This window comes from Paenibacillus prosopidis (assembly GCF_003337375.1).
GTDB classification, from domain to species: domain Bacteria; phylum Bacillota; class Bacilli; order Paenibacillales; family Paenibacillaceae; genus Pristimantibacillus; species Pristimantibacillus prosopidis.
The window spans coordinates 24,925-50,667 of record NZ_QPJD01000024.1; the positions used below are offsets into that span (position 1 = coordinate 24,925).

Genomic DNA, 25,743 nt, shown 5'->3' on the forward strand with positions numbered 1-25,743 from the left:
TTTATGAGTGTACCAGTGCTTCTTATTCGTTGTCCGCCCGGATGAACAGCACGTCTTTCGTATGTGGTTCCGTAAGGGCATGATTAGACCTGCGGATGCCGGGAATCCAGAGCAATCGTCCGGCAGCATCAAACAGCAGCGGATATAACTCCCTTTCCGACGGTGCTATCTTCTCGTCAACGAACATATCTTGCACTTTTTTCGAACCATTTAATCCTAAAACTTGAATTCTGTCGCCCGGCCGCCGATTACGAACGACGAGCGGATAAGTCAGTTCAGCAGCATCAAAGCATGCTTCGTAACGTGAAGCCGGCTTGCAGTGCTGCGAGGCAGACTTATAGAAAAACTGAAACGTCCAGCCGCTTCGCTCAACCTTCAAGCTGGCTGCATTTCTTCCCACTTCGCACAAATAGCCGATTGTATCGCTTACTGTGTGCTGCGGTACCTGAAGCCACCGCATCACATCATACTCACGCACGCAGCGAATACCGGCACCGGCGTCGATTCGCCATGTTCCAGGCGCCCCAGAGGCAGCGGCTAGCCGCATCGTCTCAATCTGTTCGAAGGATATCTTTTCCGTTTCTTTAGAAAGATAACTTAATATTAGTTTAATCAATCTCCTTTGTAAAGCGACATGGAGGCCGCACAAATCGTTGCAGCTTACCGCGCATTCATCAGGGGATAAGGTAACGAGCTGCGCAAATAACGCTTCGGTTTGTTTCTCCATCCATTCGTCTTCCGCCCCTGCCACTTCAGCGAGGCGCTGCAAGGATTGGGGCAATTGCGGATTATACCGGGACAAGTAAGGTAAAATATCCAGCCGGATAATATTCCGGAAATAATAGCGTTCCTTATTACTGCTGTCGGTACAGTAAGGCACATGCTGCTCATCGCAGTAACGCAGAATGTCTGACTTGTTCATACGAAGCATCGGGCGGATAAGTTCCACGTTTTTTTCGCTGCGTTTACTGAGAATGCCCGCTAAGCCTGTTAAACCTGTCCCGCGTATAACGCGCATAAGGACTGTCTCTGCCTGATCGTCCGCATGATGGGCTAACGCGATACGCGAAGCGCCATACCGCTGAGCAATTTCGTGAAGAAAGGCGTACCGCTTCTCCCGTGCGGCGACTTGTCCGTTTAATCGGGTTTCTTCTATATAAGCAGGCAGATCGAAAGTAACCGTCTCACAAGTCACTCCCAGCTTCTCCGCATAGGCTTTAACGACCACCAGCTCATGTGCCGACTCGTCTACGCGAAAGCCGTGATTCACATGAGCCGCGATGACCGATATTTTGCCTTCCTGCGCTAGGGCAGATAACATATGAAGCAGCGCCATCGAATCCGGACCTCCGGATACAGCTGCTACAATTCGATCGCCCTCCGCCCACAATCCGCGCTCTATCGCAGCTCTCTCTAGTTCGTATCGCAGATTCATATGTACGCTCACCTTCATTTCTCTTCTTCACTTCAACCCATTTCAAAGCACATTGCGGAGCAGCCAAAAAACCGTCGTTGCGAGCAGCACCGCCGATGTGGCGACAAGCCCCTTTAGCCAGGCTGGTGTTGCAGAGGTTCTATGCGTATCCCGTCTATGCATAAGCATACGCCATGCCTCAGCCGCGTCACCCGCATCTGTGAATTGGCCGTCAAATGCTTTGCGCAGCCAGCCGGCAACCGGCCTCAGCACCGGGCTCTCTTCAGCGATCTGAATGAGTTCGGCAGCTGAGCGGTTTTGCGGCAACAGCTCCTTTGTCAGCTGATGCAGCCGCTTCGCTTCATAAAGCTGAATACAAAGCACGCCGAAGGAGAACAGGTCGTACTTGGCATCAGCTGATCTGGAGCCGCCATTCCAGTAGCCTCTATCATAGATTTCAGTAAATTGGCGGATGCTTTTGCCCACTGCCGTCACGCCGCCGTAATCGACAAGCTCAACATGGCCGTAATCCGCCACCAGAACATTTTCCACCTTCAAATCACCGAACACCCAGCCTGCATGATGCAGCTTTGCCAGCTTGCCGAGCAGATTCAGGCCGACTAAAGGAAACCATTCAGCACCTTGTTTCTTCAAATAATCAGCAAGCGTCGAGCCTAGCACATAACGCATAATATAAAAAGGATATTCACGCCCATCCGGCCCGTACAAATCGTCCACATCGAACAGGAACGGTTCATGTCCTTGGCGCTTCTGCTTGGCGATCGATTGCAGCACATTGATCTCCGATTGCAAATCAATGGCATCCGAGCCGACCTTTAGAGCAAACCAATTTCGATCACGCTGTACGAGATATACTTTACCGTTAGCTCCTTCACCCAGCAAACGCTCTATACGATACCGCCCATTCTTCCACTTGCCGGTCACCACCATACCGTGGCGAAGATCGATCTTAAACGACGTAGCCACTCATCATCCCATCCGTTTCATCTCTGCTCTGTCTACCATAATCGCCCTGACGATAAAAATCAATCACCTGCATAATCGCCGGGCCCGTAGGAGTCGTCCCGCCCATCTGCAGCCGCGGGAAAATAGCCTGCACACCGTTCAAATGGCTCGTCCAGCCTAAATCCATTACACAATCATCGCCGTGCTTCGAGCCGGGAAAATGAAAGACGGAAATCTCGCTTTTGCCTTGTCTGGCCTGCAGGCTCAGCATTAAGTCGCGAATGGCCTCTTCCACTGCCGCCAGCTTCGGCTTCATACTGGCGCTTGCGTCGATTAGAAGCGCTACTTGAAGATGCGATGTCTCGCCCAGCTCATCGATCACACGCACAACATCTCCGCGCTTGTCAGGCGGCAGCGCCTCAATCGATCCATTGCCAAGCACCTGCTTCAGTTCCTTCTGTACGGCAAGCTGAATCGTCTGAACAACGGTCTTACGAGTCATCATCTGCACCGTCTGCGATAGCTGTCTCATATTAACGAGCCTGCTTAGACCGCCGCCGGCGCGAGCTATCTCATCAATCTCCGTTGCGCCGAGTTCACCGACATCCCCGTAATCAAGCACGCCTACCACATTAACTGAGATACCTTCCGACTTCGCATGGGCTGCTGCAACCACCGGACTCATCCCCACGTTCGAACAGCCATCCGTTATTAATAGTATTTGTTTCATTCTGATAACCCTCCTTTAAATGTTTGTGGAACAAACATCGCTTCGAAAGCATAGGCCTAGCGTAAGCCTTTCTATCAGCTTTGCCTTTTTTGGGAGGGATAAACAAGTAGACTAGTAAAAAGATAAATCAAAATGGTTCTTTATGTACTTCGTCGGGCAATTTTGCTTATCGCATCGATGTTATTTCCCTGGAAATCACCTCTTCCCTGACAATAGCGGAATTTCTGTGCGTTATATTGTCTTTTTAACCTAGATAAGCCTGTTTAAAGCGAAATAAAGCCACTCTATACCGCTATCTTCTCAAATCATTGCTGTTCTTTGCAAATAAAACCATTTGATACCGCTATTTCGTGGTTGTACAAGCGTAAACGAGGCGGGAGCCTTCCTTTGGAGGCGCAGCTTACGTTTCGGTGATGAAATATAAGCGTATTTATAAGTGTGAGACTTATAAAATCTAATATTTTAAAAACACCGCAAAAAAGCCCTTCCGCATCCGGCTGCGAGTAAGCCGGCATACAAATGGGCTTCTTATTTCGACCTGATCTGCGCTATCCCAACTCACCTTACCGGAGTAAGACGATAACAAATCATTTCCCTTTACTGCTGCGCTATCCCTCATTTCCTATCGTTTTGTGCGGCAACGCTCTGCCCCTCCCTTCACATATTTTCCGAGTACTAGCTCACCGTCCTTGGCCGCTCCATGCGCGTCACGCCGGGCCAGCGGAACGAAGCCCATTCCGGCAAATGCTTATCAATACGTGCAACGAGCACGGTCATATCATCCATAATTTCACCGTCATGATGGCGAACCACCTTCTCCAACAGCGCATCCGCCATTTCTTGCGGATTGTCTGTTTCTAACTCGCTAATAATACGTTTCATCCAAAGCTCCTTATTGACCGCATGGCCCGGTGCATCATAAATACCGTCGCTCATCATGACAAGCGTATCACCGGACTGCATTTGCATCGATACAAAGTCGACTTCGATATCTTGAAGAATGCCTATCGGCAAATTGTTAGCCGTTACTGGAATGACCTCGTTTCCTCGTTTAATGAAGCTCGGGGTCGAGCCAATTTTCATAAACGTCGTTTGTGCTGTATACAAATCGACGATTGCCAAATCAACGGTAGCAAACACTTCATCAGATGACCTTAACAGAAGTACCGAGTTGACCGATTTGACCGCCAGCTTCTCGTCCATGCCCGACTGCAGCAGCTGCTGCAGGATAGACAGCGCCGCGCTGCTCTCCTGGCGCGCCCGCTCGCCATTGCCCATTCCGTCACTGATCGCTACGGCAAATTTCCCGTTTCCAAGCTCGACCATGCTGAAGCTGTCACCCGATAACAAATCTCCTCCCTTCGCTGCGCCCGCGATGCCGGTTTCCACCTCATATTGTTTCGCCGAACCGAACGCCACCAGTGTTGGCTCACCGTTTTTTGTAGGCGGCAGTTCCGACTTGACGGCGATATGCTCGCCCAGAATATCGCTAAGCAGCGGTGCGATTATTTTGCGGCATTCGTCGTAGCCTTTGCCAAACGCATGATAAACTTCAATATCTACATTCCCCTCCTCTAAGCTTACGATATCAATGCCTTGAATCGATAAACCGAGTCCTTCCACCGCCTCTCGAATTTGCTCCTCCTGCAAATGCAGAGTCTGCCCCTCCCGTTTGATTTCTTCAGCCAAATCCTCCATGACTTGCGATACGCCTTGTAATTGATCGGCAACAAGCTGCCGGGAGTCGTATATTTGCTTCTTCCAGTGCATATTATTTTGATATAGCTCGTACTGCTGACGCATGTCCATCAACACCTGTGACGACTTCACGCAGTGAGCCGACCAGGCCCGCGGCATCTCCTTCGGAGACGGGATTATGTCTTCCTCTACAGTAGTCATCATATCGGTCATCATTTTGTACGTATGAAAAAACTTATCCTCCCAGCACGCATGCTGCCTGTGACAGCTGGAGCAGCTGCGCTCGGCAACCGCATTCATAAAATGATTAACTTCGTCTTCCCGCTTCATCGCGGTGACATTGCTGTTTAATTGACCAAAGCTGCGCGACAGTTGACGGAACACCTCAGAGTACTGCGATACTCTGTCGGCGGTCACCTCGCGTACCCGCTTCGCATAATCATGCTGTGACTTCGCATGCTCATTCGTCCCCGGCACGTACCGGGAGATCGTGCGGATCATACTCCGGGGCGTAAGCATAAGCAGCGTGGCAGCCGCAACAGACTCCCATGTCGAGCTCATAACATCAGCTTGACTTCCTACATAGATTGATAATATAGACGTTCCGAGCAGCATCCCGAACGCAGCAGCCATTTTACCGCCTTCGCGCAGAAGTCCGGCAAGCAAGCCGGCAAAAGCAAGCAAGCTCATTTGAACGACGGCCCCGAAGTCCGCCAAGCTCAAAATAAGACCGGCAACTACGCCGACTGAAGCGCCCAGCGGTGCGCCGCCTGCCAAAGCAAACAGCAGCAGCATATAGCGAGACATGATGTGCTCTGCCGACATGCCGTAGAAAACCCAGCCAACCGCCCCCGTCATGACCGAAGCGAGCAAAATCATTAAACAAATGATTTCCTCGTTCTTGAGCGACGCTGATTTTTTCGTCATGGTCAGCACCGGAATCGCCTGTATAAAGACAAGTGTCAGAACGAAGCCGAGCGCCGCTTCCACAACAACCAGCATGAAATTGTACCAGCTAAGCTCGTCCCCTATAAAAACTCCGAATAATTGGACGAGTAGTGTTGCTGCGAATACTAGAATCGGCGCCGATGACAGCTCCGCCCTCTCATACGCCTCCAGCCCCTTCAAGAAAAGAAACAACACCGCAATTTCCATCGCGATCCACATTGGCGCAGGATCTGCCGCAAGCCAGCTTCCAGCCACCAACGCTACCGCCACCCACGGATAAATATCCTTTCGCATAAAATAGATAACTGCGAAATAGGCGACTGCAAATGGCATGAGCGATTCTAGTATGACCGCTCTTCCCAGTAAGAAAGCTACACCGACTAATAGAAATGTCCATTTCTTTGCCAAAATGACTTGAATGAACCGGCGCGCCGCCACCCATTCCCGCCCTTTTTGCACAAACGTCTGCGCTAGACTTGTCCGCTTCACACTGGTAACTACCTCAGCGTTTTCCTTTTCCACCAACACACACCACCATTCCGAATGTAATGTGATTTTCATTATAGGAGCTTGTCCGTATAAAGTTTGTCAGTTAACGTAACATTCCAAAAAATTTTTTCCGACAAAAATAATCGGCCCTGCATTCATTGTCACAGCGCTGTCAAACATATGCGCCGCATGAGTTTGACCCGTCTCACTTGGAACCTATTACCAAATAAGCATCAACAAAAACCGTGTCTGTCGGTTTCCATCTGCTGACGAATAGACGTTGTAACCTGTCGGGAATGTAAGAGGATCGGAGAAAACTATTTATTTTCTGGCAAACGGCCTAGATGAAAACGACATAGGTCTTAGAAATTGGGACTTAGCTGGCTTCAACCGCAGCATATATGCTGGTTTAGCGTCCCGCTTCGACAGCATAAGGTAAGCGTTTACAAAAAACAAATCTATTTTATTGCAAAAGCACGCAAAAAAAGCAGAACCACATCGGTTCTGCTTCTAATATGAATTTATGACGATTCAGCTTATACCCGCTTGGCACCGCGTCCGCCGCGTTTGCCCTCCGTATTCTTCTTCAAAGAGGAGATGCGCTCTTCGCTGTCTTTCAGGAAACGTGACATTTTATCCTCGAATGACGGTTTACCATATGCAGGTCTGCCAGACGATTGCTTGTTGAAGGGACGTCCGCCACCGCCGCCACCGCCTCCGCGGTTGAAACGTTCTCCGCCACCACTACCACCAGTGCTTCCACCGCCGCCGCTATGACGCTCGCGTTGTTGTGGCGCTGGTTGGCCTTCCGGCCGGTCGATGGCTTGCTTAATGGAAAGTCCGATCTTTCCGTCTTTGTCCACGTTGATCACTTTTACTTTCACGACATCGTCGATTTTCAGGTGATCCTTCACGTCTTTGACGTAATTATCAGCAATTTCCGAAATGTGAACAAGACCCGTGACACCTCCCGACAAGTCGACAAATGCCCCAAAATGCGTAATGCCTGTCACTTTTCCTTCTAACTTAGCGCCCACTTCAATTGCCATAAAATAAAATGTTCCTCCCTAAGAAATTTGCGAAGCAAAACCGAATCCATAAGCATAAGCTAAAAGTTTTGCGAAAACGCTATTAACGTGATTATAACCGAACCGTTCAAGTAAGGTCAACAGACGTTCACCCGATTTGGAGCCCTATTTAATCGCTGAAAATTTGCTGCTCGCCCTTCTTCACCATGCCTTGCTCCTTGGTTGCGAGTTGAGCGATATATTCCGGATCGTTTAACCGTTCAATTTGCTGTTTGATTGCTTCGCTTTCTTTCGTTGACGCATCTATTTGTCCTTGTATGGTAGATAGCCGCACGTTTGTCGCGTCCTGCTGCTTCATTTGACCAAAGATGGTATACGCCGCCCAGCCCATAAAAAGAACAATGAACATCATCCATAGTTTGAACCGGCGCTTCGTGCCAGCGTTACCTGTTGTTTTATTTACAGTAGCAGTCGTCATGTGCGGTATTACCTCCTAAACCATTTAGTCCACAAATTAACAATTTGTAGTCCAAGCTTTCTCAGCTTCTCTGCAACCTGCCATTTGTTCATGTAGGGGGACAACCACCGTCCTATAGGACGAAGAATCGGCCGAATGATCCAAACAAGCAAACGCCAAAATGGACGAACCAATTGTATCACAATTTTCAAAAGGAAAATAGTGAACGCGGACCCAAATCCTAAAATAATCTTAAGCAGCTTGTAAAGCAGCAGCAGTGGCTTCACTATAATTATATCTAAACACTTGAGCACAAAAGAGATAAACGCCTGCACCGCTCGAATTAGCCATTTTACAGTAACAATGACTGCCTTGCTAAGCAAGAGATAATAGAGGATGATGCCGATAGCCAGTCCGATAAAAACGTACGCCCGCACCTCGCCGTTGTTGCTGGCGTACAGCACTCGAAAGACGACCAGCGCAGCCGCCATCCAATAGATGACGTCAAGCACGGGCAGCCACCAGCGCGGAAACTTCAGCTCATGCGACACCACGCGATAGCCGTCGAACACCGTTCCCATGCCTAAGCCGGATAACAGCATGACCGCCATCGTCATCCACTGCATGTCGAGCGTCACTTAAATAGCTTCCCGAACAGCCCTTTGGATTTCGAAGAGGCGTTGCTTCCATCCAAATAGGCGAGCGAATGGACGAGCCCTTCTATAGCTACCAGTCCTTGTTCCAGGCTAAGATGCTTCATATGCAAATTTTGGCCCTTAACCGTTAAGAAACCAAGCTCCGTTTCGAGTAAAAACTCCTCACTGTCGAAGCTTTCCACATTTAAAACCCCGGTAAGCTCCAGCAGCTTGCGATTTAACATTTTTACTTCCTGCCGCTTCTGACCTTTGCTTTGGTCAACCATAGACTCGTCCCCCGCTTCGTTAACATGTCCAGCCGTGCACTGGCGGCGCGGCATACGTTTAAGACTAGCTTATGGGGGGCGGATGAGGTTTAGAACAAATTCAGCTTAGGCTGCATTTTCAATTTGCGCTTCCCTGCTCTCCGTCCTGATTTGCAAATAAACAAGAAGCAGAATGATAGTTATTAACTGGCTAAACCAGTCGAGTAGAACGTCGAGGACGGTCGCAGCAATCCAAGAATCGACGGGGATGCTGAACGCCACAAAACCGACTATAACGCCAAAAGCCGCCAAAGCTGCTTAACCGACAAGCGCATACCCTGCGAACTTGAAAAAGCGGCCGCGTGCCATTTCCCTGCATACTTCCATTGGATTGATGCTGGAGGTATGCTCCACCGATACGACGATTGGCATCAGCATAAGCCGCACAGTAAAGAGAATGACAGGAACAATGAACAGAAGAAGCCCTGCGAACACTATAACATTTTGCAAAAAACAGTACATAATCATGTGTGTCCATTTGCGAAGACCCCACACCAAGGACAGGCTGATGCCGACGTTAGCTTGTGTCATTTGGCTAAGTAAGTAGTGAATAACTATAGGAGTAATAACGCATAGAAATAACAGGCCGATGATCCCATCCATTCGCTGCGTGGAAAAGAATCCGGTATTTTCATACCAATCTACGAAATAATCGTTTTTGATCGTTTCAACCGGGGTAGCGATGAGTGCGACGTCCATGGATTGTCTATTGGGAAAAGAAAAAAGCTGCCCGCAAGCATGATGCTTGTCAGACAGCTTTGTTATTATTGCTCCCAGTCGAGACCAGTCTCGCGCTGGCGCTGTTCTTCTTTCACCAAGGTGTACAGCTCTCCGGCTTCATCCTTACGGGTCGTCTCCGCAATGCGCTCAACGCGCACGGTTACGATCTTTTGGCCGTATTGGATTTGGAGCTCATCGCCGACTTTAACGGCACTGCTTGCTTTCGCTTCGCGGCCGTTGATCCATACGCGCCCCTGCTCGGATACATCCTTTGCAACGGTGCGGCGCTTAATCAATCGGGACACCTTGAGAAATTTATCTAACCGCATTAGACTACTTGATTGCTTCTTTCAGCTTGTTGCCTGCTTTGAATGCAGGAACTTTTGCTTCCGAAATTTCGATTGGCTCACCTGTTTGCGGGTTGCGGCCAACACGTCCGGAGCGTTTGCGAGTTTCGAAAGTACCGAAGCCGATCAATTGTACTTTGTCTCCGCCTGCAAGTGCGTCTGTTACTTCGCCCAAAAATCCGTTAAGTACTGCTTCTACATCGCGTTTAGTCAAGCCGCTTTTCTCGGAAATGTTGTTGATCAAGTCTGTTTTGTTCATTATAAAATCCTCCTATTTCGTTACCGTTATTTTTGGTCGGTGCCCTAAGACGCCGCCGTGCTTGGAATTTTTTACTCTTCACGAGAATACTTATTCTGCTTAAGAGCAAATAAATCCTGCCGCTATTTGAAATTTTTTTGCGAATAGTGCGGAATAAAGGCGTTTTGTGACGAAATGAAAGCTAGGATTGACGCTTGGCCTCTTCCCACCATCGATCCATTTCTGTTAAATCAGTCTGGTCAAATTGTTTGCCTCTTATACGGAGCTGCTCTTCAATATACTCGAATCTGCTGCGAAATTTTTTGTTTGTGCGTGTGAGCGCCTCTTCCGGATCCGCATGGATGAAGCGTGATGCATTGACGACAGCGAACAGCAGATCGCCAAGCTCCGATGCTTGCTCCTCCTCGCTTTTGGTCGCGATGGCTTCGCGAAGCTCGCTGAGCTCCTCTTCGATTTTGTCCAAAACCGGTCCAAGCTCATCCCAATCAAACCCGACTTTAGCCGCTTTTTTCTGCAGCTTATAAGCCTTCATGAGAGCCGGGAGATCAGGCGGAATGCCATCGAGCACCGATTTACGGTTCGCGTCCGTCCCTTTGATCCGCTTCTCCTCCGCCTTCATTTGCTCCCAGTTGCCAAGCGCCTCTTCAGAGTTGCTGGCATTTATATCACCAAAAACATGCGGATGGCGGAAAATGAGCTTCTCGTTAAGAGATTGTATCACATCATAAACGGAAAATGCGCCAGTTTCTTCTTCCATTTGGCTATGGAGCATGACCTGGAGAATAACGTCGCCGAATTCCTCCTGCATGCCGTCGGGATCATCATTATCGATGGCTTCAAGCGCTTCATAAAGCTCTTCGATAAAGTTTTTGCGGATAGACTGATGCGTTTGCTCGCGATCCCACGGACAACCTTCGGGACTGCGCAGTATCGATACGATTTCATGCAGGCGTTCGAAAGAGCGGTTGCGAAGCGCAGCATCGTCGCTGCGAGGCACCCAAATAAGCGATAAGTTGCCGTAGCCCGGCGTACGGTCAAGCTCATAAAGAGGGACGCGAATGATTTGCTGCTCATCAGCAACACCGAGTGCATGTCCCACCACGACCTCGAAATCATCGGGGTAACGCTCCATCAGCGCCAGCTTCACATCGGAAGCTGTGAACGCGTCGTACACTTGGCCGATGAGCGTGTGAAGCTGCGGCTGCAGCAGCGCAGGCTGAAGCTCAGCGGCGTCAAGCAGCGCGAAGCCCTCGATCGGATCGATGCCAAGGCTGACAAACGCTTGGTCCAGAAAGCTTTCTCCGCCAATAATTTCGAGCTCGATGCCCGCTTGCGGACATTGCTCGCGCAGCAGCTGAACGGTGCGCTCCGCTACCATCGGATGGCCGGGAACGGCATAGATGAGCGGCTGGCCGCCTGCTGTGGTATTGCCTGCTTCAGCAATCAGCGCCTCCGCGATTGATTTATACACATCAGGAAACGAGTCATGCTGCTCGTAAAGGGAATCGAACGATGTATAGGCGATACCGTTCTCCTTCAGCAAGGATATCACGGGATGCTGCGCCGTGCGGACGAATACACGTTCCACGGCTTGCAGCCGGCGCCATACGCCAAGGGTTAATTGATCGGGATCGCCCGAGCCTAGCCCGACGACCGTTATGTTTGGGATTGTCATTAGAAGGAATCCTCCTTATGGTTTATGTTGCAGTGTTTATGTAAAAGTGATCGGAATGTAATGTTAAAATTAACAGCTGGCTTAGTAAATGAACTATCCTTGTTTTACTCGATTAGCATGAAAAGCGTAACGTTGTTGGGGAGATGGTTTTTATGATTTTCCGGTCAGTTTGAGGCCGTGAAAAGCACTATAGAGCTGATTTTTAGCACTATTATTACAATTTCGGTTAGTTTGGAGGAAATAGAGCTAACTTTTAGATTTATTTCCCAGATTCGATGCATTCACGGTCTGTTTGAGGCCGCGTTAAGCAAAATAGAGCTAATTTCTAACTCTAACTATGCTATTCAGGTTTAGTTTGGATGAAATAGTGCTAATTTTTAGCTCTATCTCCAAGTTCATGCGCGTTCGAGTCAACGGTTTAATCGCGTCGAGAGCTGCATTAGTCCTCCTGCTCCGCTGGCGGTATAAGCCGCCAGCGCCGCAGCCGGGCGGCCAATACGCCGCCGCCCGGCAACGCGCGCAATTCGCGCGCGCTAATGGCGCCGCCGCGCAATGCCGCGGCGCCAAAGGCGCAAGCGCCGACGGCAACGCCCGTCAGCGCAAGCGCAGCCGCTGCCGCCCGCGGCGGCAGCAACCCGCCAAGCGCGGCGCGCAGCGCTCGCTCGGCGACAACAAGCGCTGCGGCCATCACCGCGAGCGCAAGGGCTGTACCTGCGGCCGCGCGCCCAAGCGCCGGCATTCTCCCTTGCTCCTGCTCTCGCGTCGACCCCCTCACTTGCTCCCGCTCATCGAGCTCCCGCTCTCGCGCCGACCCGCTCACTTGCTCCCGCTGTTCCTGCTCCCGCTCTCGCGTTGGCTCCCGCTCCGCCCGCCTCCACGGCCCAGCCGCTGTCCAGCCTGCGCCTAGCGACGCACCTGCTGATGCCGCAGCCCGGCGCACCGCGACCGCGCCCAGCACTGCGGCCGCGCTAAGCGCAGCAACGCCGGCGAACGCAGCACCCTCGACTCCGTACGAGGGCACCAGCACGGCGTTAAGCGCACCTTTGAGCAGCGCTGCAATAAGCAGCAGCACCGCAGGAGTCCGCACTGCGCCAAGCCCCTGCAGCACTGGCGCCGTAACCGCATTAACGCTGCCCGCCAGCGCGGTGCAGCCCACCAAAGCAAAAGCTGCCGTGCCCTTTGCATCGGCATACAGCATCACATTCAGCGGCTCCGCCAGCAGCACTAAGCCGATGCTTGCAGCCGCCCCAATCGCCCAGGCGGCACGCTCGGCAACCGACAGCTCAACCCGCAGCTGCCCATAGGCTCCGCGCATGCGGGCGAGCGCCAATCCGGGCACAAGCGCAGCGGCTGCCGCGCCCGCAACCATAACGACCAGCTGCACCAGAGGCTGCGCACGGCTGTAAATGCCGAACATCGCCATCGCTTCCGCTTCGGACAAGCCCCCGTCACGCAGCAGCCGTGGCACCGTAAAAGCATCCACGACTCCAATCGCGGGAACGACAACCGCCCCTAATGCAACCGGCAGCGCTATTGCGGCAAGCTTCTTCAGTTCGGCTTTTAAAGCACCTGGAGCACGCACAAGTCGTTCGCGCCGCCGCTTGCGCCAGAAATAAACAGCCAAAACAATCAGTGAAGCACTCGCGCCGAAGGCCGAGCCGCTCATTACACCGGCGGCAATCGACGCGTCAGCCCAGCCGGCTGACCAGCTCATCGTGAGAACGAACAGCATAATGGCCACGCGAATCATTTGCTCGATAACCTGGGAAGCGGCCGACAGCGTCATCCGCCCCAAACCCTGGGCATAGCCGCGCAAAGCGGCAACGACCGGAGCAAGCAGCAGCGCAACCGACACAGCTCGGATAGCGTTGGCCGTTTCCGAGTCGCCGATCCAGCGCGACACCTGGTCAGACCCTGTCCACATCCAGCCAAAAGCTGCGATGCCTGTTATCCCAAGCAGCAATAATGCAGCATACAGCGTTCGCCGAACGCCTTCAGTGTCCTTATCCTTGCGAAGCCGTTCAGCAATTAACAGCGACACTGCTGTCGGCAACCCCGCCGTTGCAAGCACAGCCGCCAATTGATAAAACGGATATACTGCGTTATAAATGCCAAATACCCGATCCCCGGCCATATTTTGCAGCGGAATTTTTTGAAATACGCCGATTAGTTTGGAGAGCAGAGCCGCACCCGCCATAACCACAACGCCATTCATTAAAAGCCTCGGCCGCTGCCCAGCCCTACCTTCATTCGGCAGCTCACTCACTTGCATCCCGAGCTCTAACTCAGACGGCACAGCCGGCCGACCACGAGCAGGCTTGCGGTTCATACCGTCACGCTCCTGCCTATCCATCGATTTCTATTGGTATCATTATACCTCACAATCGTTAACCTTGAAAAAGCTTCCTCAATCAAGATTACTCTCGATCAAAGAAGCTTTCATTTTTCCGCTTTCGCTTTTCATACGTTTCAGAGCTTTCCTACCCTTGTTTACTTACATTCTTGCCATTGCCTTACACACTACTGTTCCATTTGCTTAGCCAAAAAGCCTGCTGCCGTCTCCGCCATCTTTGTTTCCATTTGCGCCATTTTCACTGACTCATCTTTGCTTAGCAATACGACTGTGCCGATCGGATCTCCACCTGCAATAATTGGAGCAACGACAAAAGAGCTGTATGTCTCTTGCACGTCTTTCACAATCTCGAATGAACCGCCGTTCAATTCGGACAACGTTTTACGATTTTCCATACAGCCTTCCAGAACGGTGCCGACTTGCTTGTCCAGCAGCTCTTTCTTAGAAGCACCTGCTACCGCGATTATGGTATCCCGATCCGTGATCAATGTAACATGGTTCGTGCCCTCATATAACGACTCCGCATATTCCTTTGCAAAATCGCCAAGCTCGCCGATAGGAGAATATTTCTTCAAAATAACTTCGCCATCACGATCTACAAATATTTCTAGAGGGTCACCCTCGCGAATACGCAGTGTACGGCGGATCTCCTTCGGAATCACTACTCGCCCGAGATCATCGATGCGACGTACAATTCCAGTTGCTTTCATTTCTTGTTGCCCCGCTTTCCTAGAGGATTTTGAATCGACTGGATTCTTGAAGCTTGTTTATAACGAAGAGGAAAGATCCTTCAAAGATTTTGAATCTGACCATAGTATTCATCCGCTCCCAGATTCTTATACACGCATCACAGATCCAGCCAAACGTCCCATTTCTCTCATTAAAAAGGGTACCGTTACCGCCGATCGCGCCTTACCTCCGTCTCATCCTTCTCCACAATTTCCTGAACAGACGGGTTCTTCCTTATGAGCTTCCATATGTGTTGCGCCGCCTCGCGAACCGTTCTCGGCTTATAACTGCCAGCCCCGTCCAGCAAACGGAATGGACGGGCGAGACGCGGCAAATGCAAATCGGCCTCCATGAGCAGCTCATCATCGAATAACAGATCAACCCCGCCTGATGCAAGCAGCCTTCCATCCTTCAGCAGAAGTACCTGGCTAGCCCATTCAGCGGCAAAATCGACATCATGAGTCGCTACGATCAGCGTTATTCCTGCTTGATGCATCGATTCGAGCAGGGCCTGCAGGTCGTCGCGGCTCTTAGGGTCAAGAAAGGCCATCGGCTCGTCCAAAATGATAATTTCAGGCTCCATTGCCAGCACGCCGGCAATCGCCACTCGCCGCTTTTGACCATAGCTTAGCTCAAAAGGCGAACGTCCGCGCAGCCCGCTCATGTTGACCGCCCCAAGCGCTTTATCGACGCGGCGGCGTACCTCATCCTCGCTTAAACCCAGGTTGCTTGGGCCGAAGGCGACATCCTCCTCTACGGAGGTTGAAAAAATTTGATCATCCGGATCCTGATATACGACACCAATGCGGCTTCTCATAAGCTTGCCCGATTGCTCGGTCATTAGCTCGCCAAGCATATAAACCTCGCCCTGTTCAGGCTTCTCAATACCGTTAAGCAGTGAAATGAGCGTTGACTTTCCTGCACCATTTGGCCCCATCAGTACAACCTTAGCGCCCTGCTCCACCTGAAAGCTGACATCGCTTAATGCGGGCGTGCTCCCGTAGCGGTAAGCTGCATGGCGCACATCTATGGCCGCGCATTGCTCATTCTTCTCCATCATTCCCCGATTTCCCCTTTTGCTTGCATCAAGATTTTTAACGTTCCGACCATCGCCAAAGCCGCCGCGCGCTGTGATTGACCGGTATATCCGCTCGCTGCGTCCGAATGCGCGAAGAAACAATACGCCAAGCAGCTCGCCAAACCGTTTGTAAGCACTGCGGCTCCATAACCAGCCATCCAGCCGAAGTCCGCGCGAACGCTGTGCTTTGACCATGCTTTGCGCCTCTTCCTTCAATAAATAAAAATAACGCATCATCAAACTTATAATTTCGATTAATATCGCCGGCATACCGATTGCCCGTAAGCTTTTAATTAAGATAAACAGCGGCGTTACGGAGAGCAAATAGGTAATCAGTAAGTTTGCACTGACAATTTTGAGCAAAATAACCTCTGCATGCCGCATTCCCTCAGCGGTCGCAGTATAGCCCAGCAGCGTGAACAACGGTTCTCCGTTCATTTGAAAAGGAATAAACAGGATGGCGCCAAGCCCAAATGGTACGATGAGCAGCATTCTTCTTACAATGGTTTTAAGCGAAACGCCGGTCCAAAGGAGGATAAACAGAAAACATCCTGCCGCCCCGGAGAGAGCTGCAGGATGTCGGAAAAACATTACCGTGACGAGTATGCCCAGCACCGTAAGGAGCCGATGCTTTGCTTTTTGCAAGGAAGGCTGCCCTACTTCTTGGTTTATGTGAAGCTCATCCTTCTTCTCCATGATTGGTCCCAGCATCGTTTTCCCTCCTTATCCTTGTAAAACTCCGTAACGCTCCCCACAGAATTGCCATCATAATGACCGAGCCAATCACGCCGGCCAGACCAATCCGCAAGACGGTCCAAGGGATACCTGCCACCTCGTAGTCAGGGATAGGGGCCCATTCATGAACCGTGCCTGCTTGCTGCAGGAAGCCATGATCCTCCGCCACGCGTTCAAGACCGTCCGGATGCGACGAAGCCCAGGGCGACAGCAAACCAGCCGCTGCAAACGTTATGACAAGAAGTCCGATCCATTTCCATTTACGCGTTGTTAAACGCACCTCGTTCATGGCGATGTCACCCCTCTAATAAGCGAAGTATTGCGTTCGAACAGATAGCCGGTAACAAGTGTAGTAATGAGTCCTTCCCCGATTCCAATAAGCATATGCCAGCCAATCATCGCCTTAAGCGCCGTACCCAGCCCGAATGTGCCGGACCATGCAAGCAGCAGCGCCACACCCGCGGAAGCAGCGACGATAGAAAGCCACGCCGCCAAGAAGGTTATCAATATCCGTCCTTTTCCTGCAAGCAGCCTCATCCCTGCCCGGTAAACGCAATAGCCGACGAAGCAGCCGATAAATCCGGTACATAAAATGTTAGCTCCAAGAACAGTAATGCCGCCATCTTGAAAGATAAGTGCCTGAATAATAAGGACAGAAGCCATAACGATTGAACCGATCCAAGGGCCAAACAAGATCGATGTCAGCGTCCCGCCGAGAAAATGTCCCGATGTCGCTCCCGCAATCGGAAAGTTGAGCATTTGTGCGGCAAATACGAATGATCCAATCAGCGCCACCATTGGCACCTGCTTCGATGAAATCGTGAGCTTCGTCTTTTTAAGACTGTAGGAGACGGCAGCCGCGCCTACAGCAGTCGTCGTCATCCATGTTTTTGCATCAAGAAATCCATCAGGAATATGCAAAGGATTTCAACTCCTAACATATTATGTTATGTTTCCTTACTCCCCGCCTTTTCCTTATTATCAAACAGCGCATTCATTCCGTCAAGCTATGTGTGCAGGCCAGTAACACCATGGGATCTATGGGCTGGTCGTATTTTGATGTAAATGGAGCAGCACAGAAAGCTGCTTGGCGAGAAAATGCGGCGTGAAGGGCATATCTTCGTTCATAAAACGTGAAGGGCAGGCCGAGGAAGTAGAAACCAAAACCAGAATAACCATGGTCGGAAAAACAGTTAGAGTAACATAGAAAGAGGGCAGATGAAATAGAAGGACCCTGCGTATATGGAAGGTCCGGTTAAAGAGCTTCTCCCCTTCGTAAAGCTGGAGAAGCTCTTCTGTGTGCAAATATGGCCTGTATAATATTTACAACCGATGTTCCTTATGATATTATTTAATTACGTAATTACGTATTTAGATAATTTAATGAGGTGATCGATTTGACAATGTCTAGGGATTACGGATCAGAGATCGATGAATTGAAAGCTCAGATCAGCGACATCAAACAACTCGTCAGCCAATTCGGCAACGCCCCTGCTCCAAAGTCAGCCTATTTGAAAAATAACGAGATTGGTGCAGCAGCAATTGAGAACCGCATAGAGACGGAGACAGGCAGCGTATTTTATTCCGGGCAATATCGCGGAGAAAACAGCCTCTACAGATGGGAGCCCCAAGAGAGGCCTGTCAATCAATTATTGGAGCTGGACGGCGATAAGGCTGCAAAAGTACTCGCCGCCCTCGGTCATCCTCAGCGCCTCGATATTTTAAGATTGGTGCTGAAGCAGCCTCTCACCGGGGCCGAGCTCGTCGAACGTCTAAATATGGGCACGACCGGTCAGCTTTACCACCATATTAAAGCGTTGGCCGGCGCCGACTTGCTTGTGCAAGAAGAACGGGGCGGCAGCTACTCTCTCCCTTCACACCGTTCTCTTCCACTACTCTTATTGTTAGCTGCGACTTCCGACTTACTTGATACAAGCGACTATATGGAACTTGCGGAAACGAGAAACAACGCCAGCGCATATCTAGGCGAATCGAAAAACCAATTCGATCCCCATCACCTATTGCTGGCAGTAGTGGAGAATACAATACTCGAGCATAAAGCAGGGTTTTGCAGTGAAGTGAGCATCTTCCTTCATCACGACGGCAGTATAACCGTATCCGATAACGGCAGAGGAATTCCGGTCCAAGTGCTTCCCGGGACGACCAAAACAAGAGTTCAAACCGTCTTTACCGATATCGGCCATGACTGGTCAGGCTCCGCCTTTTTTGCTCCAGGCAGCGAGGAAGGCATTACTATCGCTGTTGTTAATGCCCTTTCGCAAAGGTTATGCGTCGAGGTCCGTCGTGAAGGAAAGGTATTTCGGCAAGATTATAAGCACGGTATTCCACAAACCGGTTTATTATCCGTAGGGGTTACGAAGGAAACCGGTACAAGCGTCACCTTCCTGCCGGACAAAGAAATTTTCAACTCAGCTTTCAACCAGATTACGCTGGTGGAACGAGTAGCCGAAATAGCTGCGGCTTACCCTAAGCTAGCGATTCACTTTGACATCGACAAGGAATAGCACTTCACACTTCGATGTAATTTCCTGAACAACGACAAAAGGGTCGACCGAATGGTTTCGGTCGACTCTTTCTCTCACAAGATAACACAAACTGTCCCGCCAACTCGAATAGCGTTGCCCTTCCCTCTTCACACCGTCAAATATTTGCGAACGACCTCATCGTCGAGCGACTCCAGGCCGCCTTCCCAAGCGATTGCGCCCTTCTCCAGCACGTAGAAATAATCGCCCACGCTCTTCACAAAATCGAGGCTCTGCTCCACGAGCAAAATCGCCGTCTTGCCATCGGCCTTAATAGAACGAATGACGTCGCGTATATCGTCTACGATGGAAGGCTGAATACCTTCGCAAGGCTCATCTAGCAGCAGCACCTCCGGCCTCGAAGCGAGCGCCCGCGCAAACGCAAGCTGCTGCTGCTGTCCGCCGCTCAGATCGCCGCCGCGTCGCGCATACATCGTTGGCAAAACCGGAAATTTCGCTATTGCCTCTTTAGGAACCGCATTAAGCTTTTCGCGGGATGCCTCCAGCCCAAGCAGCAGATTCTCATACACCGACAGCTGCGCAAAAATCTCGCGGCCTTGCGGCACATAACCAATTCCGCTTTTCGCCCGCAATCCAGGTGCCTTCTTCGTCAGATCAGCCCCGTTATAAGAAACGGAACCGCCCCGCGCCTTCAGCAGTCCCATAATGCTCTTCATCAGCGTCGTCTTGCCGACGCCATTTCGCCCTAGCAGGCACACAACTTGCCCCACCTTCACTTTTAACGATACATCCCGCAAAATTACGCTTTCCCCATATCCCGCCTCAAGCTGTTGAACGGCTAACATCGGCATCCCGCCTTTTCCCCAAATACACTTCCGCAACCCGGTCGTCGCGCTGCACCTCATCCATCGAGCCTTCCTTGAGCAGTCTGCCCTCATGCATAACCGTCACTTTGCTCGCAAAATTGCGAACAAACTCCATATCATGCTCAACTACAACAATCGAACGTTTGCGGGCTATCTGATGCAGAAGCTCGCCCGTCTTTTCCGTTTCCTTGTCCGTCATTCCGGCTACAGGCTCATCGAGCAGCAATATTTCCGGCTCCTGCAGCAGCATCATGCCGATTTCTAGCCATTGCTTCTCGCCATGCGACAATCCGCCAGCCCGCCAGGCCGTTTTATCCTGCAAGCCGATCATCGTTAGCTGATGCTCGATCCTCTCGCGCTCTTCTGCAGCCATTTTTGCAAATAAGGTAGCAAATACGGTACGCTTCTGGCGCATTGAAATTTCCAAGTTTTCAGCCACAGTCATAGAAGGAAATATCGAAGGCGCTTGAAACTTGCGTCCAATGCCGAGCTCAGCGATTTGATGCTCCTTCTTTCTCGTTATATCGACCTTACCATCAAAAGTTACCCGCCCCGCCGAAGGCTTTACTTTGCCGCATATGACATCAAGCATCGTCGTTTTTCCTGCCCCGTTCGGACCGATGAGAAAACGAAGCTCACCCTTCTCCAGCTTCAAATTCATCCCTTGAACCGCCTTAAACCCGTCGAACTCCACCGTCACGTCGTCACACTGCAGGATTGCGGACTCTTTCATGCTCCGGCTCCCTCCTCTTTCTGCGGAATTTCAGCTGACCAACTAATCCGGCAACGCCTTTCGGCATAAACACAACGACTACAACGAATAACGCTCCCATAAAGAACAGCCAGCCTTCCGGATAAGCCGTACTGAACTCACTCTTCGCCCAGTTCATTAGAATAGCTCCCAGCGCGGCTCCAATGAGCGTTCCGCGTCCGCCGATTGCTACCCACAGCACCATTTCAATAGAAGGCACAATACCGAGCATGGAAGGGGAAATAATTCCGACATGGAGAACGAAGAGCATGCCGGCCAGTCCGGCAATTGCCGCCGATAGCGTGAACACAACCATTTGATAGGTGGCCGGATTGTACCCGATAAAGCGAACACGGTTCTCCCCGTCCCGAATAGCGCGAAGCACCTTACCGAAGCGGCTGCCAATAACGAAGCGGCACAATACGAATATGGAGATTAGAACTACAACTGTAATCAAATAGAGCGCGCGCTTCGTATCCGGAGAACCTAATGAAAAGCCCAGCAGCGACGAATATCCCGTTACGCCGTTCGTTCCGCCTGTGAAAGCCTGCTGGCCAACTAACAGCGTAGTCGTAATAATAACAAGCGCTTGCGTCAAAATCGTAAAATATACGCCGCGAATCCGATTCCGGAACGTGAAGTAACCTAGCACAAGCGCCAGCAACGCCGGAATTGCGATACCCATCACGACCGCAAATCCGAAATGTTGAAATGGCTGCCAAAACAACGGCAGCTCCTTGAGCCCGCTCCATCCCATAAAATCCGGCGGCTTCCCGCCGCTGGCCTCCAGCTTCAAATACATCGCCATGGCGTATGCGCCAAGTCCAAAGAAAATACCGTGACCTAAGCTCAATATACCGGTGTAGCCCCATATAAGATCAAGCCCCAGCGCCACTATAGCAAAGGCCAGAAATTTCGCCAGCAAATTAAGCCGAAAGTCACTTACAAAGAGCGGCGCCGAGAATAACGCAGCCGCAGCCGCGGTATAACCGAGTAATATCCATAGCCGCTGAGGAGTTAACTTTTGCAATCGCATGCGTATACCACCTTTCACAAACGTAAACGGCTGTGCCGTCCTTGGCGGCAAAAGCTCGTTTCGCGGTGAAATATAAGCTTATTTATAAATGTGAAACTTATAAATTCTTATATTTCTAAAAATGTTGAGGAGCAAAGAGCATCCCCTTAATCAAGCGAGCGTGTACGCATCGCAACGAGCCCCATAGGCTTCCACTGTAAAAATGCAACAATACATACGAACACAAGCACCTTGCCAAGCGACGCATTCGTCCAGTATTCGAATAACGTATTAAACATGCCTATGCCTGTCGCGCCAAGCACCGTTCCGACGAGCTTTCCGACACCGCCAAGAACGACCACCATAAACGCATCAACGATATAGTAAGTGCCCAGCGAAGGACCGATAGGGCCAAGCAGTGTCAAGGCACAGCCTGCGACACCCGCAATGCCGGAGCCAATCGCAAACGTCATCGCATCGACACGCCGCGTGGATACGCCAAGACATGCCGCCATGTCACGGTTTTGCATAACAGCACGCATTCTTCTGCCCTCATGGCTGCGGTAAATGTAGAAGTACATGGAAACCAAACAAGCGATAACGAGCGCTATAATAAACAGCCGTTTGTACGGGAGCAGCGTGCCATCCATGATTTTCATACCCCCGTCTAACCACGAAGGACTGGTCACCGCAACGTTAGGCGCGCCGAAGATCGACCTTGCAAGCTGCTGCAGCACAAGACCTACTCCCCATGTAGCAAGCAAGCTGTCCAGCGGCCGTCCATAGAGAAAACGGATGAGAGACATCTCAAGAATAAGGCCGAATATAAAAGCAATAACGAAGCTGGCCGGCACCGCGAGTACAAAATACCAATCAAACATCGATTCCGGCAAATAATCGTTAAACAAATTTTGTGTCAAATAGGTCGAGTAGGCGCCAATCATTATGAGCTCGCCATGCGCCATATTAATAACCTTCATCAAGCCAAACGTTATGGCCAGACCTAAGGCAACGAGCAATAAAATCGAGCTGATACTTAAACCATTGAATAGCTGCAGCAGATATACTTCCATATGACCGCTCCTTTCAATAAAACAGAGGGGAAGCATTCGAAGCTACCCGAATACTCCCCCAAGTATTGCTGCGCATTAGATATTTACCCGCATAGCGGTTATTCCGTCGGTTGAATGCTAGCCGCCCAGTCATACCCCTTCAAGTATGGATCCGGCTTAACCGCCTCGCCAGAATTCCACATTTCCTTGAATTGGCCGTCTGCCTGCACTTCCCCGATCCGAACGGTTTTGTAGATGTGCTGTGTAGCGCCATCGATTTTCACTTTACCCTCCGGAGCATCCCACTCCAGCTCTTTCGCCGCTTCCTTCACCTTGTCTACTTCCGTAGAGCCAGCCTTCTCTACTGCTGCCGCCCATAAGTATACAGCCGTGTAACCGGCCTCGATTGGATCCGCCGTTACGCGTTCAGCGCCATATTTCTTTTTATAATTTTCAACGAACGTTTTGTTTGCTGGCGTATCCGTCGTTTGGTAGTAGTTCCATGCCGCCAAATGACCTTCCAGCACGTCGACGCCAATACCGCGAATTTCTTCTTCGGCTACCGATACGGACAGTGTCGTTATATCTTTTGCCGTTATACCTGCGTCTTTAAGCTGCTTGAAGAACGCTACGTTACTGTCGCCGTTCAATGTATTGTAGACGACATCCGGCTTTGCTTCTTTAATTTTGCTAATCAATGTACTATAGTCAGTGTGACCAAGCGGTGTATACTCTTCGCCGACCAATTCGCCGCCTTCTGCTTTCAACTGCTCTTTTATGACGAGGTTTGCGGTGCGAGGGAATACATAGTCCGATCCAAGTAAGTAAAATTTCTTGCCGCGGTTTTCAAGCAGCCACGTAACCGATGGCACGATTTGCTGGTTAGTCGTTGCGCCTGTGTAGAAGATGTTCGGCGAAGACTCAAGCCCTTCGTATTGTACCGGGTACCACAGCAATCCGTTCAGCTCTTCGAATACAGGCTTCATCGCTTTACGGCTGGCAGATGTCCATCCTCCAAATACCGTCGCAACTTTGTCCTCCGAGATCAGTTTGCGGGCCTTCTCCGCGAAAGTCGGCCAATCCGAAGCCCCGTCCTCGATAACGGGCACGATTTTTTTTCCCATCACGCCGCCGGCAGCATTAATTTCATCAATAGCCATCAATTCGGCATCGATAACCGACACTTCACTAATCGCCATCGTGCCGCTCTGCGAGTGCAGAATCCCTACTTTAATTTCCCCCTCCGTACTTGCTCCCGTATTCGCTGCTTCCGTTGCCTTCGGCGTCTCTTCTTTCGTGGAGACAGGTTCATTCTTGGAACCACAACCCGCCAATACAAGGGTCAATGCCACCAGTAACAAGCTGAATTGATAAAACAACCTCTTTTTCATCTCTCCACTCCCCAATTTCTTTTTTGTTTTTTCTCTTTTCCGAACGTTCAGTTGGAATCTAATCCCAACGTTCGTGCTTTTATTATAGAGTGGCCGTTAAGTTCGTGTCAATATAGTTTACATCAAATTTTTATTCGGAGAATTTTTCGCGGGAAATTAACCAAATACGCGCATCAATGCCTCTTATATGTTATATATAGTTACATTAACATTACACATTATTGTCTTATATGAGTGTTTTTACTTTTTCATGTACATATAACTTTGAAAACAAAAAAAGACCCACCCGCGACACTTCGCCTCAAGGTGAGCCCTAATAACCGAATCACTTACCGTTTACTTCTTGTTCTCTTCCGCTCGTGCTATGAGCATATCTACAATGAGATCGATCTGCCCGCTTAAAAAGACCCCTTAACCACTGAATGGTTAAAGGGTCTGCACAGCCTATCCGAAAACTTATTTTGCTGCAGGCGCCTCAGTAGGAGCTTCTGTAGCCGGCGTTTCCTCACCTGCTGGAGTTTTCTCACCAGCTGGAGCTTCCTCTTCAGTTTTTTCCGTCTCAGGCAGCTTGATTACAATTTCTTGCTTCGGCATCTCATCCGTCATGAACTTGTTCATGTGGGTGTAAGCGACCGCGCTTTTCACAGCTTCCTTATCCGTTTCACTCAGTTTATCATAGGTCGGAATATCACGCTTCTCAACGAGAATGACATGGTATCCGTATTCCGTCTCTACCGGATCGCCGATAACACCAACCTCTTGCTTATAAGCAGCTTGTTTGAATGCTTCAACCCACTCGCCGGCTTTCTTATCGGCATATAAGCCTCCTGTTTCCTTAGAGCCAGGATCGTCGGAGTATTCCTTAGCGATCACTGCCCACTCTCCGCCCGCTTCAAGCTTTGCTTTCGCTTCCTTCGCGCGTTTCATTGCTTCCTCAAGCGTACGAAGCTCTTTCTGCTCTTGCGTAGCTTCATCCGTAGTCGTTGTCGCTACCAAAATGTGACGTACCGTGACCGTCGCATAATCAGCGCCGTTCGCCTCATATTCGGTTTTCATTTCTTCTTCTGTTACTTTGGAATTCATATGCGCCACAACGATGGACGTCAATAGCAAATACTCTTCCATATCTTTGTTTTTCAATTTCTTCTCATCAAGCGAAGCCTTCAATTCCGGGTTCGTTTTCAACGCTTCTTCAAATTGCTCCATTTGTGCTTTAACATCTTTTTTAGCCTTCTTCTGCGACTCTTTAGATGCTTGGCTGCCTAAAATCTTATACGAAATATATTGCTGAAGCAGCTGCTCTTTGAATTGCGGGATTTCTATGATTTGTGCGTAGGTTGGCTGCATGACCGTGAAAACGGCTAAATACTTGTCGAATTCCGTGTCCGTTACATTGCCGCCCTTATAGGTTGCAATTTCTGTCGCATTCTCTGCTTCTTTCGCACCGCATGCCGCCATAAACGTCATGACGAGCACCGCTGCAACGACAAGCAGCGCGCCTCTGCGCCATGCCGATTTACGTGAACTGTGTAACATGTTGAATCCCCTTTCAATTTATGAGCTTGTTTGTATTGTAT

General features: G+C 50.4%; 25 protein-coding genes. 1 reads left to right on the forward strand and 24 read right to left on the reverse strand.

Features of this window, described 5'->3' with window-relative positions:
* Positions 1–22: 22 nt before the first annotated feature.
* The 18 genes from tilS to DFP97_RS27525 form a co-directional block, all read right to left on the reverse strand.
* The gene (gene tilS, locus DFP97_RS27440; protein ID WP_245976621.1) at positions 23–1,435 is read right to left on the reverse strand and encodes a tRNA lysidine(34) synthetase TilS; all 1,413 of its coding nucleotides are present in this window, start codon (positions 1,433–1,435) and stop codon (positions 23–25) included.
* A gap of 42 nt (positions 1,436–1,477) precedes the next feature.
* Complete coding sequence (locus DFP97_RS27445; RefSeq protein ID WP_181873702.1) at positions 1,478–2,401, reverse strand: serine/threonine protein kinase; 924 nt, start codon at positions 2,399–2,401, stop codon at positions 1,478–1,480.
* Positions 2,385–3,110 (reverse strand): vWA domain-containing protein, encoded by a 726-nt coding sequence (locus DFP97_RS27450; protein ID WP_114383876.1) that lies wholly within the window; start codon positions 3,108–3,110, stop codon positions 2,385–2,387. Before DFP97_RS27450 ends, DFP97_RS27445 begins: the two co-directional genes overlap by 17 nt.
* 675 nt (positions 3,111–3,785) lie before the next feature.
* Positions 3,786–6,278, reverse strand: coding sequence for a stage II sporulation protein E (spoIIE, locus tag DFP97_RS27455; RefSeq protein WP_425453565.1), 2,493 nt, complete (start codon positions 6,276–6,278; stop codon positions 3,786–3,788).
* A gap of 503 nt (positions 6,279–6,781) precedes the next feature.
* Complete coding sequence (locus DFP97_RS27460) at positions 6,782–7,294, reverse strand: S1 domain-containing RNA-binding protein (protein WP_114383878.1); 513 nt, start codon at positions 7,292–7,294, stop codon at positions 6,782–6,784.
* A 148-nt stretch (positions 7,295–7,442) separates the two neighbouring features.
* Complete coding sequence (locus DFP97_RS27465; protein WP_114383879.1) at positions 7,443–7,751, reverse strand: FtsB family cell division protein; 309 nt, start codon at positions 7,749–7,751, stop codon at positions 7,443–7,445.
* Positions 7,752–7,759: 8 nt separating this feature from the next.
* Positions 7,760–8,368 carry a spore cortex biosynthesis protein YabQ gene (gene yabQ / locus DFP97_RS27470; RefSeq protein ID WP_245976622.1) on the reverse strand — a complete coding sequence of 203 codons (609 nt, stop codon included), beginning with the start codon at positions 8,366–8,368 and terminating at the stop codon, positions 7,760–7,762.
* Positions 8,365–8,652, reverse strand: coding sequence for a sporulation protein YabP (gene yabP / locus DFP97_RS27475; protein WP_114383880.1), 288 nt, complete (start codon positions 8,650–8,652; stop codon positions 8,365–8,367). Before yabP ends, yabQ begins: the two co-directional genes overlap by 4 nt.
* Positions 8,653–8,757: 105 nt before the next feature.
* Positions 8,758–8,943 carry a hypothetical protein gene (locus tag DFP97_RS27480; RefSeq protein WP_114383881.1) on the reverse strand — a complete coding sequence of 62 codons (186 nt, stop codon included), beginning with the start codon at positions 8,941–8,943 and terminating at the stop codon, positions 8,758–8,760.
* A 6-nt stretch (positions 8,944–8,949) separates the two neighbouring features.
* On the reverse strand, positions 8,950–9,390 hold the full coding sequence (locus tag DFP97_RS27485; RefSeq protein WP_114383882.1) for a hypothetical protein: 441 nt from the start codon (positions 9,388–9,390) through the stop codon (positions 8,950–8,952).
* Between the two features lie 65 nt (positions 9,391–9,455).
* Positions 9,456–9,740, reverse strand: a complete 285-nt coding sequence (locus tag DFP97_RS27490; RefSeq protein WP_114383883.1) for an RNA-binding S4 domain-containing protein — start codon at positions 9,738–9,740, stop codon at positions 9,456–9,458.
* Positions 9,741–9,744: 4 nt separating this feature from the next.
* Complete coding sequence (locus DFP97_RS27495) at positions 9,745–10,017, reverse strand: HU family DNA-binding protein (protein ID WP_114383884.1); 273 nt, start codon at positions 10,015–10,017, stop codon at positions 9,745–9,747.
* A gap of 181 nt (positions 10,018–10,198) precedes the next feature.
* Complete coding sequence (gene yabN / locus DFP97_RS27500) at positions 10,199–11,692, reverse strand: bifunctional methyltransferase/pyrophosphohydrolase YabN (protein ID WP_114383885.1); 1,494 nt, start codon at positions 11,690–11,692, stop codon at positions 10,199–10,201.
* Positions 11,693–12,131: 439 nt separating this feature from the next.
* Entirely contained in the window at positions 12,132–14,021 is a 1,890-nt protein-coding gene (locus DFP97_RS32010) for a polysaccharide biosynthesis protein (protein WP_181873703.1), read from the reverse strand.
* Positions 14,022–14,212: 191 nt separating this feature from the next.
* On the reverse strand, positions 14,213–14,755 hold the full coding sequence (gene spoVT, locus DFP97_RS27510) for a stage V sporulation protein T (protein WP_114383887.1): 543 nt from the start codon (positions 14,753–14,755) through the stop codon (positions 14,213–14,215).
* Between the two features lie 185 nt (positions 14,756–14,940).
* A complete protein-coding gene (gene cbiQ, locus DFP97_RS27515) occupies positions 14,941–16,563 on the reverse strand; it encodes a cobalt ECF transporter T component CbiQ (RefSeq protein WP_114383888.1) in 1,623 nt (540 codons plus the stop codon).
* On the reverse strand, positions 16,532–16,876 hold the full coding sequence (locus tag DFP97_RS27520) for a PDGLE domain-containing protein (RefSeq protein WP_114383889.1): 345 nt from the start codon (positions 16,874–16,876) through the stop codon (positions 16,532–16,534). The genes cbiQ and DFP97_RS27520 overlap by 32 nt, the downstream gene beginning before the upstream one ends.
* Entirely contained in the window at positions 16,873–17,508 is a 636-nt protein-coding gene (locus tag DFP97_RS27525) for an energy-coupling factor ABC transporter permease (protein ID WP_114383890.1), read from the reverse strand. Before DFP97_RS27525 ends, DFP97_RS27520 begins: the two co-directional genes overlap by 4 nt.
* Positions 17,509–17,990: 482 nt before the next feature.
* Between DFP97_RS27525 and DFP97_RS27530 the strand changes: the two genes are divergently transcribed.
* Positions 17,991–19,112 carry an ATP-binding protein gene (locus tag DFP97_RS27530; protein ID WP_114383891.1) on the forward strand — a complete coding sequence of 374 codons (1,122 nt, stop codon included), beginning with the start codon at positions 17,991–17,993 and terminating at the stop codon, positions 19,110–19,112.
* Positions 19,113–19,240: 128 nt separating this feature from the next.
* On the opposite strand, the gene urtE is transcribed toward DFP97_RS27530, so the two are convergent.
* From urtE to DFP97_RS27560, 6 genes are all read right to left on the reverse strand, one after another.
* Positions 19,241–19,936, reverse strand: coding sequence for an urea ABC transporter ATP-binding subunit UrtE (gene urtE, locus DFP97_RS27535; RefSeq protein WP_114383892.1), 696 nt, complete (start codon positions 19,934–19,936; stop codon positions 19,241–19,243).
* Positions 19,914–20,690: an urea ABC transporter ATP-binding protein UrtD gene (urtD, locus tag DFP97_RS27540; protein WP_114383893.1), complete on the reverse strand. Its 777-nt coding sequence runs from the start codon at positions 20,688–20,690 to the stop codon at positions 19,914–19,916. Before urtD ends, urtE begins: the two co-directional genes overlap by 23 nt.
* On the reverse strand, positions 20,662–21,744 hold the full coding sequence (gene urtC / locus DFP97_RS27545; RefSeq protein ID WP_114383894.1) for an urea ABC transporter permease subunit UrtC: 1,083 nt from the start codon (positions 21,742–21,744) through the stop codon (positions 20,662–20,664). The genes urtD and urtC overlap by 29 nt, the downstream gene beginning before the upstream one ends.
* A gap of 146 nt (positions 21,745–21,890) precedes the next feature.
* Positions 21,891–22,796, reverse strand: a complete 906-nt coding sequence (urtB, locus tag DFP97_RS27550; protein ID WP_114383895.1) for an urea ABC transporter permease subunit UrtB — start codon at positions 22,794–22,796, stop codon at positions 21,891–21,893.
* A gap of 98 nt (positions 22,797–22,894) precedes the next feature.
* On the reverse strand, positions 22,895–24,166 hold the full coding sequence (gene urtA / locus DFP97_RS27555; RefSeq protein WP_114383896.1) for an urea ABC transporter substrate-binding protein: 1,272 nt from the start codon (positions 24,164–24,166) through the stop codon (positions 22,895–22,897).
* Positions 24,167–24,622: 456 nt separating this feature from the next.
* Positions 24,623–25,702: a peptidylprolyl isomerase gene (locus DFP97_RS27560; RefSeq protein WP_114383897.1), complete on the reverse strand. Its 1,080-nt coding sequence runs from the start codon at positions 25,700–25,702 to the stop codon at positions 24,623–24,625.
* Positions 25,703–25,743: the final 41 nt, after the last annotated feature.